The organism is Winogradskyella ursingii, from assembly GCF_013403975.1.
Classification (GTDB): domain Bacteria; phylum Bacteroidota; class Bacteroidia; order Flavobacteriales; family Flavobacteriaceae; genus Winogradskyella; species Winogradskyella ursingii.
The window spans coordinates 513607-532078 of the sequence record NZ_JABFDH010000004.1; the positions used below are offsets into that span (position 1 = coordinate 513607).

18 protein-coding genes are annotated in these 18472 nt (G+C 33.7%); 5 read left to right on the forward strand and 13 right to left on the reverse strand.

Annotated elements, in window-relative coordinates; translation table 11 throughout:
* Window position 1: 1 nt before the first annotated feature.
* A complete protein-coding gene (locus tag HM983_RS12675; RefSeq protein ID WP_179345898.1) occupies window positions 2–586 on the forward strand; it encodes a hypothetical protein in 585 nt (194 codons plus the stop codon).
* Window positions 587–619: 33 nt separating this feature from the next.
* Here HM983_RS12675 and HM983_RS12680 read toward each other — a convergent pair whose 3' ends face one another.
* Window positions 620–1585, reverse strand: a complete 966-nt coding sequence (locus HM983_RS12680) for an App1 family protein (RefSeq protein ID WP_179345900.1) — start codon at window positions 1583–1585, stop codon at window positions 620–622.
* A gap of 52 nt (window positions 1586–1637) precedes the next feature.
* On the opposite strand from HM983_RS12680, the gene HM983_RS12685 reads away from it, so the two are divergent.
* A complete protein-coding gene (locus tag HM983_RS12685; RefSeq protein WP_179345902.1) occupies window positions 1638–2516 on the forward strand; it encodes a diacylglycerol/lipid kinase family protein in 879 nt (292 codons plus the stop codon).
* A gap of 161 nt (window positions 2517–2677) precedes the next feature.
* On the opposite strand, the gene HM983_RS12690 is transcribed toward HM983_RS12685, so the two are convergent.
* From HM983_RS12690 to HM983_RS12705, 4 genes are all read right to left on the reverse strand, one after another.
* Complete coding sequence (locus HM983_RS12690) at window positions 2678–3253, reverse strand: DUF421 domain-containing protein (protein ID WP_179345904.1); 576 nt, start codon at window positions 3251–3253, stop codon at window positions 2678–2680.
* An 11-nt stretch (window positions 3254–3264) separates the two neighbouring features.
* Window positions 3265–5697 carry a DNA ligase D gene (gene ligD / locus HM983_RS12695; protein WP_179345906.1) on the reverse strand — a complete coding sequence of 811 codons (2433 nt, stop codon included), beginning with the start codon at window positions 5695–5697 and terminating at the stop codon, window positions 3265–3267.
* A 3-nt stretch (window positions 5698–5700) separates the two neighbouring features.
* A complete protein-coding gene (ku, locus tag HM983_RS12700; RefSeq protein ID WP_179345908.1) occupies window positions 5701–6474 on the reverse strand; it encodes a non-homologous end joining protein Ku in 774 nt (257 codons plus the stop codon).
* Window positions 6475–6542: 68 nt separating this feature from the next.
* Window positions 6543–8675 (reverse strand): catalase, encoded by a 2133-nt coding sequence (locus tag HM983_RS12705; protein WP_179345910.1) that lies wholly within the window; start codon window positions 8673–8675, stop codon window positions 6543–6545.
* A 140-nt stretch (window positions 8676–8815) separates the two neighbouring features.
* Here HM983_RS12705 and HM983_RS12710 point away from each other — a divergent pair, with 140 nt between their 5' ends.
* Both HM983_RS12710 and HM983_RS12715 read left to right on the forward strand, forming a co-directional pair.
* The gene (locus HM983_RS12710) at window positions 8816–9259 is read left to right on the forward strand and encodes an MgtC/SapB family protein (protein WP_179345912.1); all 444 of its coding nucleotides are present in this window, start codon (window positions 8816–8818) and stop codon (window positions 9257–9259) included.
* Between the two features lie 45 nt (window positions 9260–9304).
* Window positions 9305–9472 carry a hypothetical protein gene (locus HM983_RS12715; RefSeq protein ID WP_179345914.1) on the forward strand — a complete coding sequence of 56 codons (168 nt, stop codon included), beginning with the start codon at window positions 9305–9307 and terminating at the stop codon, window positions 9470–9472.
* Window positions 9473–9525: 53 nt separating this feature from the next.
* Here the strand turns inward: HM983_RS12715 and HM983_RS12720 are convergent, their stop codons facing one another.
* The 5 genes from HM983_RS12720 to HM983_RS12740 form a co-directional block, all read right to left on the reverse strand.
* Window positions 9526–10374 carry an SDR family oxidoreductase gene (locus HM983_RS12720; protein ID WP_179345916.1) on the reverse strand — a complete coding sequence of 283 codons (849 nt, stop codon included), beginning with the start codon at window positions 10372–10374 and terminating at the stop codon, window positions 9526–9528.
* Window positions 10375–10883: 509 nt separating this feature from the next.
* Window positions 10884–11336: a ferritin-like domain-containing protein gene (locus tag HM983_RS12725; RefSeq protein ID WP_179345918.1), complete on the reverse strand. Its 453-nt coding sequence runs from the start codon at window positions 11334–11336 to the stop codon at window positions 10884–10886.
* 163 nt (window positions 11337–11499) lie between these two features.
* Window positions 11500–12489: a DNA topoisomerase IB gene (locus tag HM983_RS12730; RefSeq protein WP_179345920.1), complete on the reverse strand. Its 990-nt coding sequence runs from the start codon at window positions 12487–12489 to the stop codon at window positions 11500–11502.
* A gap of 35 nt (window positions 12490–12524) precedes the next feature.
* Window positions 12525–12890: a hypothetical protein gene (locus tag HM983_RS12735; protein WP_179345922.1), complete on the reverse strand. Its 366-nt coding sequence runs from the start codon at window positions 12888–12890 to the stop codon at window positions 12525–12527.
* Between the two features lie 195 nt (window positions 12891–13085).
* Window positions 13086–13352 carry a hypothetical protein gene (locus HM983_RS12740; RefSeq protein ID WP_179345924.1) on the reverse strand — a complete coding sequence of 89 codons (267 nt, stop codon included), beginning with the start codon at window positions 13350–13352 and terminating at the stop codon, window positions 13086–13088.
* 783 nt (window positions 13353–14135) lie between these two features.
* On the opposite strand from HM983_RS12740, the gene HM983_RS12745 reads away from it, so the two are divergent.
* Window positions 14136–14582 carry an MgtC/SapB family protein gene (locus HM983_RS12745; protein WP_179345926.1) on the forward strand — a complete coding sequence of 149 codons (447 nt, stop codon included), beginning with the start codon at window positions 14136–14138 and terminating at the stop codon, window positions 14580–14582.
* Window positions 14583–14611: 29 nt separating this feature from the next.
* On the opposite strand, the gene HM983_RS12750 is transcribed toward HM983_RS12745, so the two are convergent.
* From HM983_RS12750 to HM983_RS12760, 3 genes are all read right to left on the reverse strand, one after another.
* Window positions 14612–17107 (reverse strand): PAS domain-containing sensor histidine kinase, encoded by a 2496-nt coding sequence (locus tag HM983_RS12750; RefSeq protein WP_179345928.1) that lies wholly within the window; start codon window positions 17105–17107, stop codon window positions 14612–14614.
* On the reverse strand, window positions 17100–17537 hold the full coding sequence (locus HM983_RS12755; RefSeq protein WP_179345930.1) for a response regulator: 438 nt from the start codon (window positions 17535–17537) through the stop codon (window positions 17100–17102). The genes HM983_RS12750 and HM983_RS12755 overlap by 8 nt, the downstream gene beginning before the upstream one ends.
* A 497-nt stretch (window positions 17538–18034) precedes the next feature.
* A complete protein-coding gene (locus HM983_RS12760; RefSeq protein ID WP_179345932.1) occupies window positions 18035–18250 on the reverse strand; it encodes an SDR family NAD(P)-dependent oxidoreductase in 216 nt (71 codons plus the stop codon).
* Window positions 18251–18472 lie beyond the last annotated feature (222 nt).

Sequence of the window (18472 nt, forward strand, 5' to 3'; positions counted from 1 at the left end):
TATGAAAAGTTTCTTTCTAAAAAATAAAAAAGCTTTGTATGGTGGGCTTATCACTACATTCATCATCGCCTTAGGTGTATTTCTATTGGGCAATATTTCAGGATATGAAGCCAAATTATTATTAAAATCCTCAATGCAAGGGTTAAATATGCTTTGTAATACAATCGTCTTAGCTTCTGCAACCATATTGGCACTATTGCTAACGCTTTTAGGAATAAGCATAGGTACAAGCAATAAATTAAAGGAAACGCACTACAAACAAGTGTTGAACATTGCCAAGTTTGATACTATACTTTTTATTAGTGCATTGGTGCTTTTTCAGTTTTTTAACATACCCATTACCGAAGCCGATAATGTGGATATGTCGTGGTACAAGTATATTTATTGGGCAACATTGTTCTCTTCCTCTATAATTAGTGGTATGATGGTGACAACAGTATTAATGCTCTATGGAACTGTTACCAACATAATAGTAATTGTGGGTTTAAAGAAAAGCAACCATCAGCTTATCATAACCGATGATGAAGAGGATATGGACGGTGAGAGAGATGAAGAGGACGAAAAAAACAATGCGGGAAGCGAGTGAATTTAACTGTGTTACTACACGATTATTTTTATATCAGATAATCCCTATAGCTTTAGAGTGGGCAATCGCTTCGCTACTATGTTTAAAATATAAATGTTTAATATTTAAGGTCTCGATATTTGCTAAAACGGTTTTTACTTTTTCCTTTGGTTCTTTCTTGGTTTGTCTAATGTAGATGGCCGCTATGTTCTTTGGAAACACTTTACAGATTCGCTCATAGAGATACGGGTCTTTTTGGGAATCATCACCTAACAAAACGTATTTAAGATCGGGATAAAAAGAGATGATTTCTTTTATTTTTTCAAATTTATGGTCGTGGCTACCACCACCTGTAAAGAAGAAATCGCCCAGTCCGGTCTTTATTTTTTTGAGTTTTAGTACTGCTTTAGGTAATTTATATTTATTAGCTATAGCAACAATAAATGAATATAAATTCCATTCACTACTAGATACATAGAAAAACGAATTAAATGAAGTTTCGTGTTGTTGTCCAGCTTTACTTAGAGCTTGGTAATGTGTAGGAACATCATCAAACACTTGACGGTTGTCAAGGTTTTGGGTTAACATTACGTACAGCTTTTTAAAAGCGTTTGAGCTATGAGAAATTAAAAAAGTATCGTCAATGTCTGAGATTATTCCATAGGTGCCAGTATATGGTTTTAAAATTTCACCAGTGGATACGATGTTGAATTTTCCGATATCGCACTTTACAACACAAGAATGCCAACCGCTTGGTAGTTTTGTGTCAAATGGAATTCTAAAATTAAAATAACCATCCTTCATTGTTTTGGTAAATACAGTCTCATCTTTAAATTCGAGTATAACTTTTTCATTAGCCATAGGCTTTATGGTAAACATTTTCAAAATAGAAAATGAATGTTTTAAAGCCCTTTTTTCAATACTATATTGGCTTGGAGCCCAAGATTTAAAGACGTGTCCAGAGACTATTAATTCTTTATCATTCATAAAGCCTCGATAGATACTTATGTCAAGTTTCATAAATTTTACCTTAAAATTAGATACATTTATAATACTAAAATATATTATATAAATGAAAACAAATGCGCTCTTGGTCATAAATCCTACTGCTGGTTCAATCAATTGTAATGAGATTGAGACCAGAACTAGAGAGAGCGCTGAAATATATAATTTTAACCTCAAAATTTTCCAAACTTCAGGTAAGGATGATAAAATAAAAATTGAAAGATTATTAGATACTATAAATTTTGAGCGCTTATTAGTTGCAGGTGGTGATGGCACTGTAAATATGGTCGCATCTATACTTATTAACAGGGATGTTGTTATGGGTATTTTGGCCTGTGGTTCTGCCAATGGATTAGCTACTTCCATGGGTATTCCCAAAAATTTAGATGAACAACTAAAAATTGCCTTGAACAATAAATCATTTACTATCGACACGCTTTTAGTAAATGAAAAATTATGTGTTCATATTGCAGACATTGGAATAAATGCAGAATTAATTTATAATTACGAAAAAGCTAATGCAAGCGGAATGTTAGGTTATGCATTTCAAAGCATTCCGACATTATTCAAATCTAATTATCCCTATAAATTTTGGATTACAATCAACGATTCGGTTGAAAGTTTTAGAGGAGTCTTATTAGCTTTTGCCAATGCAACAAAATATGGGACAGGTGCCAATATAAATCCAGAAGGTCAACTAGATGATGGGTTTTTTGAGGTTACTTTATACAAAAGATTAAGTGTGTGGGCAATTTTGAAAACCTTTTTCAAAAAAACTAAAGACAAAAGTAATTCTACAAAAATTTTCTCAGCAAAAAATGTTTCAGTAAGGTGCGAAAATCCAATTGCCCTTCAAATCGACGGCGAGTATATAGGTGAATATACTAGGTTCACGGCAAAAATTCAATCTAAAAGTTTAAAATTAGCTGTTCCCAATTCTTTCTAAATTGTAATAAAATATTTTAATAGAATCATCAATTACTTAAAGGTGTGCTATTCACTTACCTAACTTTTAATTTGAGATACACAGATACGACGCTAAAAAACCATTATTAATACGGCTGCAAATCCAAAAATATAAATTTTGATAAGCGCTAGAATAAGGCATTAACGTTGCACATCTTTTAACAACCAATCATCAATACCATCATTATCTCGTTTATGCAGAACGACCAAATTACCAGTGGTCTCAAAAATAACTGCTTTAATTTCTGAGAGTTTTGTCACGTTCGCTTCACGAATCTTTGAGCGTAAATCACCTTCGGTTAATCTTACTGCTTTCAAATTTTCCTTAAGAATAGTTTGACCATCCATAACTAAAGTCGGCTGATTGTCTATTCGTTTTCTAAACCAATTGTACCGGCGAAAGTAAGCTGCTATAAGCTGAAGAATATATACCATTAACAAACCTACTGCCCCTTCAAAAAAACTAACAGTTTCAGAAAGTATAGTAGTTGCGGTTATAGAACCTACTGCTACGGTCATTGCAAAATCGAAACTTGACATCTTAGAGAAACTTCGTTTTCCAAATATTCTGGTGTAAACAATTATGGCAGTATAAATTCCAATGCTAGATAAAATAATCATTAGCATTGAATGTAAGTCGGTATCGAAAACACCTGATGATTTTTTTGCAGATTGATTTATAATAATTAACAAATAATTTATTGCTAGTGCATTCATTGATCTAAATTTTAAAAGTTTGTTTGTGTTAGATTATCTAATGCCTTTTCCATATCAATTCCTTCGCCTAAAATATTTAAAAATGGGTCTTTTTTATTCTCAAATATTTTGGGAACAGTATGGATGTTGTAATTTTCTATTCTAAGTTTTTTATTTACATCTTTCCAGTCCATAGGTGTTGAGACAGTTGCATCTGGTTTGGGTCTTAAACTAAATGCTGAAACGATAGTCTGCCCTTTTCGGTTCTGTAAATAATCCAGGTAAATTTTAGGACCTCTTTTTTTAATGGAACGTTCTAAAGTGGTTATTTCTGGCAGTTGCTCTTGGATGTAATAACATAGTAACTTTGTGAAATCCCGAGCTTCACTAAACGTGTATTTTCCACCTAAAGGAATATAAATATGGATGCCTGATGCACCTGAAGTTTTGCAATACCCTTTAATATTAGCACTGTCAAGAACAACTTTGGCTGCTTGGGCAGTTTCAACAACTTGCTCAAAGGTGTTTTTTTCAGAAGGGTCTAAATCTATAATGGTATAATCCGGTTTGTCTAATTGATAGATTGTGGAATGCCAAGGGTGTAGCTCAATGCAGCCCAAATTATTCATATAAGTTAATGTTGCCTGATTTTGACAGACCAAATAATTAATATCCCGTTCTGAATATTTTGAATGAATCTTAAAAGTTTCAATCCAATCGGGCAGATGCTCATTATCTTTTTGGTAGAACGACTCACCGTTAATTCCGTTAGGATGGCGATGCAGACTTTGAGGTCTGTCCTTTAAATAGGGAAGGATGAAATCAGACATTTTTATGTAGTAGTCCAATAAATCATATTTAGTCAGATTTGCATCAGGCCAATACACTTTTTCAATGTTCGTAATAGATACATTAATTGTATCTATTTGCAGTGTTGTATCAGAGTTTGGTTTGGGTTTTTTGTTCTGTATGGTCCTGTGATCCTTTGAAACTTCTACTGGTACAGATTTATCATCTCGCATTCGTAAGAATACTGGATGCCTCATCACACCGCTTTTTGTCCATTCGGCAAATTTTACTTCGCATATCAATTTCGGAATCATCCAAATGGCTTTTCTGCCTTTTAAATGTTTTGAAATTTTAAATACGGGTTCTTCAGTTAAATAGGGTTCAAATTGTTGATGCAATGCCTTAATTTGCTGGGACGAAAATCCAGACCCACAAGTACCAACATACACTAGCTCGCCATCTTCAATCATTCCCAAAATTAGAGAAGCGAACTTTTTGGAACTGTTGTTAGATTCAGTATAACCACAAATAATAGTTTCTACATTTACAATTTTTTTAAACTTTAACCAGTCTGGTGTTCTGGTATTCGTGTAATATTTAGAATTGGCTTTTTTAGCAATTACACCTTCCATTCCTAATTTTAATGCTCTATCATACACCGTTTTACCCATTCCTTCAATGTGGTCGCAATAGGTAATATGGTTGGACTCTGGCAACACATCTTTGAGCAATTCCTTTCGATCTATAAGCGGTAAATCTGTTGTGCTATGACCGTTGAGAAATAATAGGTCAAAAACAAAATAATGAAGATGACCCTCTGTAGTTTTCGGGTTGTAGTTTTGAAGCGCATTAAATTGCGGAATTCCCTCGCTATCCAAAATTACAATTTCACCATCTAAAATGGCGGTGTGCTCAATGGATTCTAATTCGTTATGAATAGTATTGAAAGTGGAATTTAAAGATATTCCATTACGAGAGTATAATTCAACTGACCCACCATCTACATTGGCCAAAGCACGATAACCATCATATTTTAATTCGTATATCCAGTTTTTGTCATTGAATATTTCCTTTGCTGGCGAGGCCAACATTGGTTTTACTGTGGATTTTAGGTTTAAGTCTGAAGTTTTCTCAGTGAACTGTTGTTTTAAATCTACAACAACATAATCCTCTGCATCATAATTTAAATTTGTGGCATACTCATCTTCGTGCTTAATGAACAGCCATTGTTTTTTTTTGTTCATTGAAGATGAACGCACCAATGTGAAAATACCTTTTACCTTGTTACCTCTAAAAACAAGTTTTAATTTTCCTTTTGAATAATCTGTGGTTAGATCGTTATTATCGTATAAGCTCTCGAAAGTTCCTTCATCCCAAATCGTCATTTTCCCAGCACCATAATTTCCCTTTGGTATAACGCCCTGAAATGAAAGATAAGACACGGGATGATCTTCAGTATGGATCGCCAACCGTTTATCCCTTGGATTCATAGAAGGTCCTTTGGGTACAGCCCAACTTTTTAACACGCCTTCCATTTCCAATCGTAAATCATAGTGTAAATGACTTGCCCGATGTCTTTGTATTACAAACCTGTATTTGTTTTCAGAATTGTAAACATCCTTAGGTTCTGGCGTGTCCTCAAATGTTCGTTTTTTTCTGTATTCCTCAAGGCTCATTGTTTAGGAAGCTTTCTTTTTCTTCTGCTCGAGACTGGCCTTAAGTTTAGCCATTAAATCTTTGGCAGCAGTTGGTTCAATTTCTACTTTTTCAGATTTAATTTCTTTACCTGTTGCTTTGGAATCTATGATCTTCAGTAATTGTGAATTATAAACATCTTTGTATTTTGTGAAGTCAAATTTTTCGGTGTAATTTTCTATAAGGGATTCCGCCATTGAAATTTCCTTTTCAGAATTTTTTGTCTTCGGGACTTTAACATCTTTGGGATTTCGAAGTTCGTCATCAAAGCGTATCACGTGCAGCACGATCACATTTTTATACACGCCAATCAAACATAAGTTTTCCTTTTGGCGCATTACAAATGTCGCCACACCTAGTTTTTTAGTTTTTTTGAGCGCATCACGAAGTAGGTTGTAGGCTTTACCACCTTCCTTTTGAGGTTCTAAAAAATAGGGTTTTTTAAAGAGCACATCTGCAACATCGGTCTCTTTTACAAACTCCTCAATGTCAATAGTTTTATTCTTTTTTACGTTAGCTTTCTCAAAATCTTCCTTTTCAAGAATCACATAACCATCATCTTTTTTAAACCCTTTTACAATGTCTTTCCATTCAACTTCTTTACCTGTTTTCTCATTAACGCGTTTATAGCGTATGCGTTCACCATCGTGCCTATCGAGCATATCCAAATCCAAAGCTCTATCCTCTGACGCAGAATACATTTTTATAGGTATTGACACGAGTCCAAAACTGATTGAACCATTCCATACTGATCTCATAAGATATTATTAAAGGTTATAATTAATTCGAATTTGTCTCTATAAATTGCTTAAATCTAAAAATAGGATTATGCTGGCACTTTGGAAGCAACATCCATCCGATCCCAATTTCTATGTTTCGCTATTGCATCTATAAAATCTTTCGGCTTACCATTAATAAAAACCGCATCGTCATCGTTCTTGTATTCCTTAACAAAGGTTTCATCAATTAAAGTTTCACCTTCATTATCGGCAGCTATTGCTTTACAATATTTAAATGTTTCGTTGATAAATACCTTGTATTTAGGTACGTTTAATAATTTATCTAGGGAAGATTTTCCGCCAGGTATATAAATAGCGTCAAAAAGTACACTTTCCGTTGTCATAATCGCAGCGTCTACTTCATGATCCATATCTTGATCGCAAGTAACAGTTCCGCCATGAGGTGCAACTAATTTAACCATTGCATTTTCTTTTTCAAGAGCTTTTTTCATTGTCTCGTAGTCCTTACCTGAAAAGCCATCAGCTACAAGAACAGCAATTTGTCTCGTCGCAATGCTATCGAATTTAGTGTGAGCTTGACTCAAAGCTTTATCTTTTTCTAAATAGTTTTTTGCCTTTGATGGTTGTTGTTCTTTGGTGTTAGCATCAGCACCGATGGCTTGATTTATAGGTTTATCAATAGCTTTAGGAACATTAAGCCCTAGACCTTCACCGACTTTTTTGGCTAACTTTTTATCAATTTGAGAAATAACCCAGAGCATACGTTCTTTAATGTGCTTATGATTACATTTTCCTAGTTCAAAAGTATAAGCATCTGCAACATGTTGTTTTTCCCAATCCTCAAGACTCCTATAAAAAAGAGCTGGTTGAGAAAAATGATCGTTAAAACTCTCACTGCGCGTTCTAATCTTTTTGGCATCAATACGTTCTTCATATGATGTAAAAGCACCCTCGGCCATTTTAGCCAAATGCGGACAACCACCACCCAAAGAATTAGGGAAATATGCGGTTTGACCTTTCGGAATATCCATTTGCATATGTCCATCACGCTGATTATTATGCACTTCGCCAACTGGTCTATTTATTGGAATTTGATGAAAGTTTGGACTACCTAATCGAGATAATTGTGTATCTCGATACGAAAATAGACGACCTTGTAAGAGTGGGTCGTTTGTAAAATCTATTCCAGGAACTATATGACCTGGCAAAAATGCCACTTGCTCAGTTTCTGCAAAGAAATTTTCTGGATTTCGGTTGAGGGTCATTTTGCCTATAATTTCAACTGGCACCATTTCTTCTGGGATCAATTTAGTTGGGTCCAGTAAGTCAAATTCATATTTATGCTCATCTTTTTCAGGTACTACTTGAATACCTAATTCCCATTCTGGATATTGGCCCGCCTCAATAGCATCCCATAAATCCCGTCTGTGAAAATCTGGGTCGGCACCATTTATTTTAACAGCTTCATCCCAAGTAACGGAATGAACACCCAAAACTGGTTTCCAATGAAACTTTACAAAATGTGCTTCATTCTTTTCATTAATAAGTCTGAAAGTATGAATGCCAAACCCTTCCATCATCCTAAAACTTCTTGGGATTGCTCTGTCACTCATTACCCAAATTTGATTATGAAGTGTTTCTGTAGTCCGCGAGATAAAATCGTAAAATGTATCGTGTGCTGATGCTGCTTGTGGAATTTCCTTGTTAGGTTCTGGTTTTACAGAATGAATTAAATCTGGAAATTTCATAGCATCTTGTATAAAGAAAATAGGCATATTGTTACCAACCAAATCCCAAGTGCCTTCTTGTGTATAAAACTTAACTGCAAAGCCTCTAACGTCACGAGCTAAATCTGGTGAACCCTTTGAGCCTGCAACTGTAGAAAATCGAACGAATACAGGTGTTTTGCGATTGGTATCATTAAATATTCCAGCTTTGCTGTATTTTTTGATGTTTTTTGTGAGTTCAAAATAACCGTGAGCTCCACTGCCTCTTGCGTGAACAATACGTTCCGGTATACGTTCATGGTCAAAATGTGTAATTTTTTCACGTAATAGGAAATCCTCCAGCAATGTAGAACCTCTTTCACCTGCTTTAAGCGAATTATTGGTGTCATTGACTTTTAGACCTTGATTGGTTGTCATTACCTTACCGTTACTATCCTTTTCAAATTGCTTTAAATCTTCTTTTTTCTGATTGGATTCTTTCTTTTTAGCCATTACAATACGGTTTTTTAAATGCGTTAAACTCTAAATAAAATTAAGATTTAAGACCCTTCTAATTTAACTCTACTGAATTTATTACTATCGGTATCGGACTTTCACTTGCTTAAATTCGATAGATTTTGTAATTTAATTTTATGAACGAGATAAATCACATCGATTTTATAATATCACTAGTGGCTGCTATGGTAGCAGGAGTCGTTATTGGTATTGAACGCCAAATGAAAAAGAAGAATGCCGGATTAAAAACTAATGCTCTCGTTGCTGTGGGTGCAGCTATATTCGTTAATATATCCTATAGTTTTATGGGTTTGGCTAATGTGGACAATAGTAGAATTGTAAGTCAGGTTATAATTGGAGTAGGTTTTCTCGGTGCTGGTGTAATTATGAAAAGAGAAAAACATATCAGCGGATTGGCAACAGCTGCCTCTATCTGGTGTAGTGCAGGATTGGGTTGTTTGGCGGCTTTAAAAATGTATGTTGAATTGGCCACAGCTACAATTCTTATTGTTTCTATAAACTTAATCTTTGGATATCTTAACCATTACATTTATGAAAAAAACAAGAACTCGGAAACTTAGGTGTGTATGATATAAATAATAATTATTTAATCTTAATTTCAAATTATGAGTAATTCAAAACCAAATGACAATAAAAACGGAGACAGAGAAATTCCAGATTCTAGCACAAAAAAAGCTAGAGGCAGTAAATGTGTGCACAGTCCTTTAGACAACTCTCAAGAAGATGGCTGGAAACCTGATGCGACAGAGAAAGATAATACCGAGGAAGAATAAACTGTTTTCTTTAGTAAAGCCAAATTCATTTGCTGAATTTGGCTTATTTTATATTAGGCCCCTATTATTTCTCCACCATTTACGTGAATTAATTGTCCTGTGATATAACTAGCATCTTTTGATGCTAAGAAAACGTACGCAGGAGCAACTTCGCTAGGTTGACCAGCGCGACCTAGTGGTGTATCTTGGCCAAAATCGCTTACATCATCAAAAGTTGCTGGTATTAGAGGTGTCCAGATTGGACCTGGCGCAACACCATTAACTCTAATATTGTCTTCTGCTAGTTGTTTTGCCAAAGAACGGGTAAAGCTTGTAATAGCGCCTTTTGTACTCGCATAATCCACTAAATGTCCACTACCTCTATAAGCTGTAACTGAGCTAGTATTAATAATACAATCGCCAGGATTTAAATGCTCTAAAGATAGTTTTGCAAGATGGAAATAGGGATAGATATTAGTTTTGAACGTGTCATCGAAATCATCCATTGAAATATCTTTAATAGAATCTTTAGGAAACTGTACCGCTGCATTATTCACCAAAATATTAAGTTTTTCAAATTTATCTAGGCAGTTGTTTATAACCTGCTTACAATCATTTCTCTTTTTCAAATCTGCTTTAATGATAAAACACACTTGCCCTTCGTTTTCGACTAACTCTTTCGTTTTTTTTGCATCTTCATTTTCCGTTAGATAGACAATAGCGACATCTGCACCTTCTCGCGCAAAGTGGACTGCTACACTTCTGCCAATGCCACTATCACCACCTGTTATTAAAGCTACTTTGTTTTTTAATTTTTCACTTCCTTTGTAATCGTCCCTAATTATTTCTGGTTCAGGATTCATTTTATGTTGTTTTCCTGGCTGACTTTGACTTTGCTCTGGAAGTTTTTTCGGTTTGTTCATTTCAATCGTATTTAAGTTATTGACCTTTTAGAGGTTTATTTCTACCATTTCCTCTGGTTAAATTGAATTTTTTAAATCGGGATTATCAAGTGTGCACCGACTCAATATGCCCGACTGCCCTAAATATTTAGGTACCACTTAGAATAAGGATTTTAGAGAGGATTATTAAAGTAATGACAGCTAATGAAACGAATACGGGAATAGAAGGTTAAAATAATAGATCTCCTACTGCACTTCTCATAGCAGTTATCAATAAAACTCCTCACGTCTCAAATCACATATGGCACGTTTACCAATTTAATTTATAATAAGTATGGTGTAACTCATTATAATGGTCACACGCTTTATAATTTCTAAATAGATAGAAAGCGAATATTCGCCAAATTGCTTTTAATAAAACGAAATAATATTCGTTGGCTACTATCGTAATACTAAATTTCGATTTATCAAAAAAAGTTTGAACTACACAAATTGAAATTCAAACTTTCTAATCAAACGTACATCAACTCTTAATGTATATCTTCTAGATAATCAGCCTTATTATAGCTCGCTTGAATTTCATTTTTATGTTTGACAAGAATATCTCTAACTGGATTATCTAATTGACAGTTTTCGATAACATCCTCGTAATCTTCAATAGCGGCTTTTTCCCCATTTCTAACTTCTTCTAACATAGATTCGTCATCATCTATCGAGAAGAATGCTTTTGTATCTATCCAAGCTCTATGAAGCGAGCCTTTGAAGCTTCCATCACCGTCCGTGACATCCATTCCTTTTTTTCTTAACACACTAGTGAGTTCATTAATATGGTTGCTACGTTCTCTAGCTTTACCGTTGAAAAATGATTTTAAAGATGAACTGTCTACGTGTTCCGCAACTTTTTTAAAACCTTTATGAGCATCGTATGCTTTTTCTATAAGGTCATTTAACTTTTCTTCTGTTTTTTCATTGTAAATTGCCATAATAAGTTGTTTTAAAGTGTTCGATGTCACTAAAATAGTAGGAAAAATAAAATTTGATTATCACAAAAAAGATGATTTTGAACTCAATTCGACTACCTTTATTGGATGATTTTTTTATAAAAATTTCCTCTAAATATCAATGTAGTTTAAAACTGATAGAATTTTATTCATCTCTCAACCTATGTCGCAACATACACAATACTCCAACTTCTTCTTTGGACAGACTTTCCATGTTTTTTAAAAGTTGATTTATTTCCTGTTCGAAATATTTAATGGTTCTACCTTCAACATATTCATCTATAATTCGAGGATCAATGTATGAGCTTCTCGCAACAGAAGGAGTGTTTCCTAATTTTTCAGAAACTTGAACAACTGCCTGCTTTATGTTGTTATCCAAGGTTTTCTGATCTTCTTCACTTACAACACCAATTTCGTCGAGAGCCATAGCTGCAATCATAGTCCCTGACCACGTCCTAAAATCTTTTGCTGAAAAATCATCACCCATAACATCTTTAATGTAAGCGTTCAAATCATCACTTTTTACATCCACTATCTTATCATCTTCATCGAGGTATTTGAAAACTTCATAGCCAGGCATATCATCTATTTCTTTTACAATTTTTGCCAATTTTTTATCTACAATATGTTTTTCCTGTTCTTGGTTCGATTTACCATTGTACCTGAAAATGATTTCATCACCTTCAATGGTTAAATGTTTCTGACGTAACGTTGTTAACCCATAGGTCGAATTCTGTTTTGCATAATTATCACTTCCAGGCCTAAAGAAAGCCGATTCCAATAAGCGTAACATTGTAGCCATTACCTTATTCCTATCTAACTTTCTTTTTCTCAAATGTTGTCCTGTAACCCGACGCATATGTTCTAATTGGTCGGCAAAATTTATAATTCGGTCAAATTTTTTTGCATTTTGCTTCTTAATGTACCTCGGATGATAGATGTACTGTTTTCTTTTCTTATCATCCCGTCCCGTTACCAATAAGTCTGATTTTCTATTTTCACTAATTTCTACATTTGTCCAAGCAGGTGGAATGACTAACGAATCTATCCAATCACGCACATTCTTATCTTTAACAGTTTTTCCGTTTTTATCTTTAACGGTAAAACCTTTACCGTGCTTTTTTCTATAATACATGTTTCCGTAAAAATTTGAGTGTAAGAAAGAATTTATTATTCGTCATTTTCAAGATTCAAAATACTTTTATCGTGACTTTTATTTTCATCGGGTATAGATATAATAAAATCGTTTATGTCTAAATTGGCAGTTGGACCATAGGAATTAATTATAGTGCCTTTACAGTTATTTTCAGTTTCTATAACATATAAAATAGATTGGTCAGAAGGATTGCTCATACCTTCATATCGATGTTCTGCGACTATTTTTACCTGCGTTGGTGAAAATTCAGATGTTTTATTAGAAGCTATTAATTTTTTATTTTCTACTCTAAAGTTTTCTGTATATCCTTTATTCAAATATTGCTCCAAGAAACTTAATTCGTGTTTAGCGCTTGGGTCACTATAAGTTGGGTTTTTCATGATAACTGAATTTTAAACCAAAAGTAGTTCAAAGTTTAAATTTGCTCTTTCTCAATCCGATATAACTGTATCTCAATTGATTATAATTGAGAATGATTTTTTCAAATTTAGGATTTTATCTTAATGTCAAAATAGCTATTTAATAAGTCATTTTAGTCGTTAGAAACGATAGATAATTTGTTCCGTTTCGATATCCTAAAAAGGATTGCGGCCTAAATGATCTAATGCCATATTTCTCACGGGAAAATACCGTTGTCCCTTGCTAATCGATGAAAGTTTACTTACGTCTTCCTTGGTTTCATTTCTTTTTGGTTCGGGCGTGAGGAGGTGCTTGGTTAGATCTACAGCGGCAGTTCCAATAGCTGCATTGCCGTAGATTTTAGGTTTGGAGAAAAGTTTTCGTTCGGAGAAATCGTATTCTCTTTCGTATACGAATGTAAATAATTGTTTAAGAGAAAACATAAAAAAACGGTTTAGATAAAATCTAAACCGCTTAATTTCTGCGTTTTACGTTTTGTAGCGAGAACGAGAATTGAACTCGTGACCTCCGGGTTATGAACTCATGGCAGGTAAATTTTGGAACGTATTTACTGGGCTTATGAGTGTTTTTAGACCTAAATCGTATGCAGAATCGTATGCAGTTTAAATTTTCGAATTATTATTTAATCGAGGTTGAAATATATGCTAAAATATTAAAGTAAAAATTAATTTATTCTTTATTATATAAATTTTTTATGTCCAGAAAACCTGTTCTATTTTTCTAATTAAAATTACATTCAGTGATCCCGTCACTACGATTTCAAAAATTTTTATCGGTATTGCGTATATAAAGGTTGTTATTGGTCGTGTAAACTACATTCTCGATTTAATAGATTGCTTTTAACTTAATTATTTAATTTCTAAATTGGCGAAACTTTCTTCGAATTAGTTTTTTAAGTAGGTTTTTACTTTTAAATAAAAGGAATCAAAATTAATTGATGAAAAAATTCACCGTAAAATCATTGCCTCTTCGTGATGTTATTCAAGATTTGGCTAATGAAATGGAAACAAGTTGTAAAGAAAAATGCTCTGAATACATAGTGACTGTCCCCAAAAAATCAGCCATTAAAATACGGTTTTTTAAGTGCGTTATGCTCTAAATAAAATTAAGATTTAAGACCCTTCTAATTTAACACTACTGAATTTATTACTATCGGTATCAGACTTTCACTTGCTTAAATTCGATAGATTTTGTAATTTAATTTTATGAACGAGATAAATCACATCGATTTTATAATATCACTAGTGGCTGCTATGGTAGCAGGAGTCGTTATTGGTATTGAACGCCAAATGAAAAAGAAGAATGCCGGATTAAAAACTAATGCTCTCGTTGCTGTGGGTGCAGCTATATTCGTTAATATATCCTATAGTTTTATGGGTTTGGCTAATGTGGACAATAGTAGAATTGTAAGTCAGGTTATAATTGGAGTAGGTTTTCTCGGTGCTGGTGTAATTATGAAAAGAGAAAAACATATCAGCGGATTGGCAACAGCTGCCTCTATCTGGTGTAGTGCAGGATTGGGTTGTTTGGCGGCTTTAAAAATGTATGTTGAATTGGCCACAGCTACAATTCTTATTGTTTCTATAAACTTAATCTTTGGATATCTTAACCATTACATTTATGATAAGAAAAAAGACGATGCAGGTGAGTAGTTATTTAAAACTTAGAAATTATGCTAGTGTTATCGTTCTGGAAGATATATTGAAAATTTAGCACCGTGGTTCGGTTTGGACTTAGCGGATATACTTCCATTGTGGTTTTCGCAGATCCTATTAACAATAGCTAACCCTATTCCTGTACCATGATATTTGAATTTACCATGTAATCTTTTGAAAACTTCGAAAATTAGTTGGGAATGTTCATTTTGAAAACCAATTCCGTTATCTTGAAATGAGATTTTGAAATAAGATCGATTATTCACCAAAGAAGAAAGTCCAGTTTCTTTTCCCTTGACTTTCTCGGTTGTGATTTTAATTTTAGGGTTATTATTCGGTTGAGCAAACTTAATGGAATTATCAATTAAATTTTGAAACACTTGTTTAATCTGAAAAGGAATAACCATGGTGGTACAAAGATTATCATAAGTTATCGAAGTATTTGTGGCCTCAATTTTAGTATTTAAATCGTCTAAGACTTCCGCTAATAACTCTTTTAAATTTGTCGATTTGAATTCGGCAGTTGTATCATTACTTTTTGAATAATCCAATAAGTCTTCTATAAGATTACGCATTCGTTTGGCGGATTGTAAAATTTTAGAAATATTTACTTTACCTTTTTCAGAGAGATTAGAGGCGTCGCGTTCTAATAAAATATTGGTAAACATTTGTATCTTTCTCAGTGGTTCTTGTAAATCATGACTTGATACGTAGGCAAAGGCCTCCAATTCTTCATTAGTTTTTTGAAGGCTGATTAAGGAGCGTTGCAGTTTTTCATTTGCTTCATTTAATTCATGGGTACGTTGTTGAACTTGCTGCTCTAAATTTTTAGAAAATTCTTCCATTTTCTTTCGTGCCAAAACACGTTCTGTAGCATCAGATGAATTAAACATTACCCCAGAAATTGAACCATCTAAGTCAAATAAGGGTTGGTATTCATAATCAACATAAAATTCTTTTTTTCCATCATCGCTTTCCACGATCGCATGAGATTCATTGTCCAACGCACCAATACCTGTACGAATAACTTCTTTTAGGATATCAGGATATTTAGACTTTGCTAAACCTGGGAGGACGTCCAACAATTTATGTCCAATAACATCATTTCTTTTTTTGCGCCAAAATGTATTAAGTAAGGCGTTATTTGCCATTTCTACAATTAAATCTTCACTTCTGAAGATTCCCATTGCAATAGGAGACTGTTCTACAAAATTCCTAAATTGTTTTTGCGACTCTTGTAGTTTAAATCTAGCTCTTACCATGTCAGAAACTTCATAAGCTACCAAAATTAATTCCACTACTGAATTGTTTACGATAAGAGGTTGAAAAATAAAATTAAAATATTCTACTTGCGTAACTCCATTGCGATTTAATTTAAATGGATATTCCGTTCCGTGCTGCGCTTTTTTAGTCCTAATAACCGTGTTGAAAATGGGCATTACACTGTCCTTAATTTCAGTAAGTACTTCAAAGATTGGTCGCCCTATAGCATCTTTATAGGTGCTTTGCCAAATATTTAGAGCCATATCATTTACCATCCTAACAGTAAATTTTTCCACATCTAAAATAGCTATGCCTATAGGTGCATTCTTTACTAAGTTACGAAAACGTTCTTCACTTATTTTTAACTTTTCCACAGCTTTTTCCCGTTTGGTAATATCCAGCAAAATACCGTTGAATCGATGGGCTATTTTATTTTCATTAAACCATGCTCGTCCTAAAGCTCTCACCACTCGTTCTTGTTCTGGACCGCTATTTTTAATTTTATAAGTAATGTCATATTTTCCCCCAGAATCATAATCTTTCAGTGAGCTTTCGATTTGCTCGATTACCCTATTTTTATCAGATTCAATTATAACAGCCAAAGCATCTTCTAGTAAAATTTCTTTTTTCAGAGGAAGTCCGTACCAATCTTTTAAACGTTTATTGCCCTTAAGCTTATTGGTTATGGGGTTATAATCCCACGTTGCTAGATTTGCCGCATTAATAGCAAATTCTAATTCGTCATTACTAGCTTCGAGTTTTGAGAGATTATTTACACTATTTGTAGTTTCGGTACAGGTCGTAAAAACACCTTCTATTTCTCCTAATTCATTTTTAACAGGACTATAACTATAGGTCCAATAAATGTCTTCTATTTTTCCATTTCTATAAAAAGGAACAAGTTGATTTTCATACCATGTGGCCTGTCCGCCGGATAGAATTGAAAAAATCTGTGGACTTATTATATCCCAAATTTCTGCCCAATAAACTTCTGCTTTTTGGCCTAAAATTTCTGGATGTTTACCATCATTTCCTAAACTCGGTCTGTAAGCATCGTTATAAAAACATAAATGATCGGGCCCCCAAAAAAGAAACATTGGGAATTTTGAATTGAGCATAATACTCAATGTTGTTTTTAAACTCGATGGCCAGTTTCCGGGCTTGCCAAGAGTGCTGGTAGACCAATCTTTGTTGCGCATAATCTCGCCCATTTCACCACCATCGCTTAAAAAAAATAAGGCCTTTTTATTACTATTCATTTGTTATTAAAAAATAGTTATTGTTTTTACTAGTTAAATTTTGATGTTGCAATAGACCCAAAGCTTTTTTGAGAAGAATCTTTAATTCAATAAAACTATTAGGTTTCTTAATATAAAAATCTGCACCAGCTTCTTTCAACTTTAGAGCAGTCTCTGGACTATAAGATGTTGAAAACATGATGACTGGAATCGCATCAAAAATAACATTAGATCTAAGCCGCTTTAAACAACTAAAGCCATCTAATATAGGCATATTAATATCCAAAAATAAAGCATCTGGTAGAGAAGAGCAGCTTTCTAAATATTCTAAAGCTGTCAGTCCATTACTGCGACTCTCAAAATGAATATTGCTATCTATTTCCTCTATAGCCTGATGGAAGAACATTCTATCGTCTTCATCGTCATCTACTAATAAAATGTTTTTATTCAAAATATTTTGGAGTTAGAGTTAACGAATATTAAATATAAAAATAATTTAATTTGAGGAATAAAAATTTTGAATTACTTATTTAAATTATAGTTGTCTCAATTATATGGAATGGAATCTAATTTTTATAGAGATATATTTAAAAATATTCTATTCATGCTATTGACGGGTATACCTTTAGATGTCATTAAATCATTTTAATATTTATAGTCACGCAATAAAGAATTAATTACTATGGTACTAGTGGCATTACACGCTTGCAACCTATAAGAATAAGGTCTTATACCAAGGGTGTGGTTGAAGTTTTGATCTTTTATTATATGAAAAGTTTTCCTTTCGGATTCTAGAATAGTATAGGCACTGTCATTGCAATACCATTTAATTTTAAATAGACACGATTCCCTGTGAGAACAATTTTTTCTTCTGAAGTTAATTTTTTTAGAAGCACTTTATCAGATGTATTTTTAAATTTTGCTAAGGCAGGGGTAATTTTTAAAGATTTAAAGGGAAACCACATAAGCTTTAGTAGCATGATAAACTCCCATTAATGGTCCTGGTTGGAAACCTGCCACGGAACCTAGGTTGAGAATTTTCCCTTCATTTCGGTTTAAACTTGAAAAGGTTGCGTCAAAATGAAGCACAACGCTCCCTGTGTATAGCGTAGTGAGGCGCGCCTCACGAAGAGCTATGTTCGCGCCTGATTCGCTATACACCATGTTGTGTGTAGTTTCGTGAGGAGCTCACGGGGAACCTTATAAATATACTATAAAATTGCCAGGTGCGATCAACAGGGAGCGTTGTGGGATAATTAGTAGAAAAGGAAGCGTTCGCAGAACGTGGTTTCTACGTGCCGCAGGCAATTGTCTAGTCCTGAAATATGGCTACAGGTTAAAATTGATTTACGCTGTTAATTTATATACCATATTTGGTGTTTTATA